Source organism: Flavobacterium piscinae (assembly GCF_004122145.1).
GTDB classification, from domain to species: domain Bacteria; phylum Bacteroidota; class Bacteroidia; order Flavobacteriales; family Flavobacteriaceae; genus Flavobacterium; species Flavobacterium piscinae.
On record NZ_SBKQ01000029.1, the window covers coordinates 1 to 1,740 of the forward strand.

Consider the following 1,740-nt stretch of genomic DNA (forward strand, 5'->3'; position numbering starts at 1 on the left):
AGCTGAACCACAATTATCAGTAGCAGTTAACGTCATCGCCATTGGTACAGCGTCACATTCTACTGTCATATCCATTGGAAGTTCTTCTACAAAAGCAGGAGCCGTTGTATCTTGCACCGTGATGGTTTGCGTATGAACAGTTGTGTTACCACATTCATCCATAGCTGTCCAAGTTCTAACTAAAGTATAGTTTGAAGGACAGTTTCCATCATTACGTATTTCACCGTATTCAACAGAAGCTGAACCACAATTATCAGTAGCAGTTAACGTCATCGCCATTGGTACAGCGTCACATTCTACTGTCATATCCATTGGAAGTTCTTCTACAAAAGCAGGAGCCGATGTATCTTGCACCGTGATGGTTTGCGTATGAACAGTTGTGTTACCACATTCATCCATAGCTGTCCAAGTTCTAACTAAAGTATAGTTTGAAGGACAGTTACCATCAGTTCTGGTTTCTTTGTAAGATACCTCAGCTGAACCACAGTTATCAGTTGCAGTTAAGGTCATCGCCATTGGTACAGCGTCACATTCTACTGTCATATCCATTGGAAGGTCTTCTACAAAAGCAGGAGCCGTTGTATCTTGCACCGTGATGGTTTGTTTGTGAACGGTTGTGTTTCCACACTCATCCTCAGCCGTCCAAACTCTTACTAGAGTATAGTTTGATGGACAGTTACCGTCAGTTCTGGTTTCTTTGTAAGATACCTCAGCTGAACCACAGTTATCAGTAGCAGTTAATGTCATCGCCATTGGTACAGCGTCACATTCTACTGTCATATCCATTGGAAGATCTTCTACAAAAGCAGGAGCGGTTGTATCTTGAACCGTGATGGTTTGTTTGTGAACAGTAGTGTTTCCACACTCATCCTCAGCTGTCCAAACTCTTACTAAAGTATAGTTTGATGGACAGTTACCGTCAGTTCTGGTTTCTTTGTAAGATACCTCAGCTGAACCACAGTTATCAGTTGCAGTTAACGTCATCGCCATTGGTACAGCGTCACATTCTACTGTCATATCCATTGGAAGGTCTTCTACAAAAGCAGGAGCGGTTGTATCTTGCACCGTGATTGTTTGCGAATGAACAGTTGTGTTACCACATTCATCCATAGCTGTCCAAGTTCTAACTAAAGTATAGTTTGAAGGACAGTTTCCATCATTACGTACTTCACCATATTCAACAGAAGCTGAACCACAGTTATCAGTAGCAGTTAATGTCATCGCCATTGGCACAGCGTCACATTCTACTGTCATATCCATTGGAAGGTCTTCTACAAAAGCAGGAGCCGTTGTATCTTGCACCGTGATGGTTTGCGTATGAACAGTTGTGTTTCCACACTCATCCTCAGCTGTCCATACTCTTACTAAAGTATAGTTTGAAGGACAGTTTCCATCAGTTCTGGTTTCTTTGTAAGATACCTCAGCTGAACCACAATTATCAGTAGCAGTTAACGTCATCGCCATTGGTACAGCGTCACATTCTACTGTCATATCCATTGGAAGTTCTTCTACAAAAGCAGGAGCCGATGTATCTTGCACCGTGATGGTTTGCGTATGAACAGTTGTGTTACCACATTCATCCATAGCTGTCCAAGTTCTAACTAAAGTATAGTTTGAAGGACAGTTTCCATCATTACGTATTTCACCGTATTCAACAGAAGCTGAACCACAGTTGTCAGTAGCAGTTAACGTCATCGCCATTGGTACAGCGTCACATTCCACAGTCATATCCATTGGAAG

1 protein-coding gene is annotated in these 1,740 nt (G+C 42.2%); it reads right to left on the bottom strand.

All coding sequences use genetic code 11. The annotated features are described in order from the left end of the window. Nucleotides 1-1,740, bottom strand: a 1,740-nt coding sequence (locus EQG68_RS15095; RefSeq protein ID WP_449404221.1) for an HYR-like domain-containing protein, incomplete at both ends; no start/stop codon positions are given.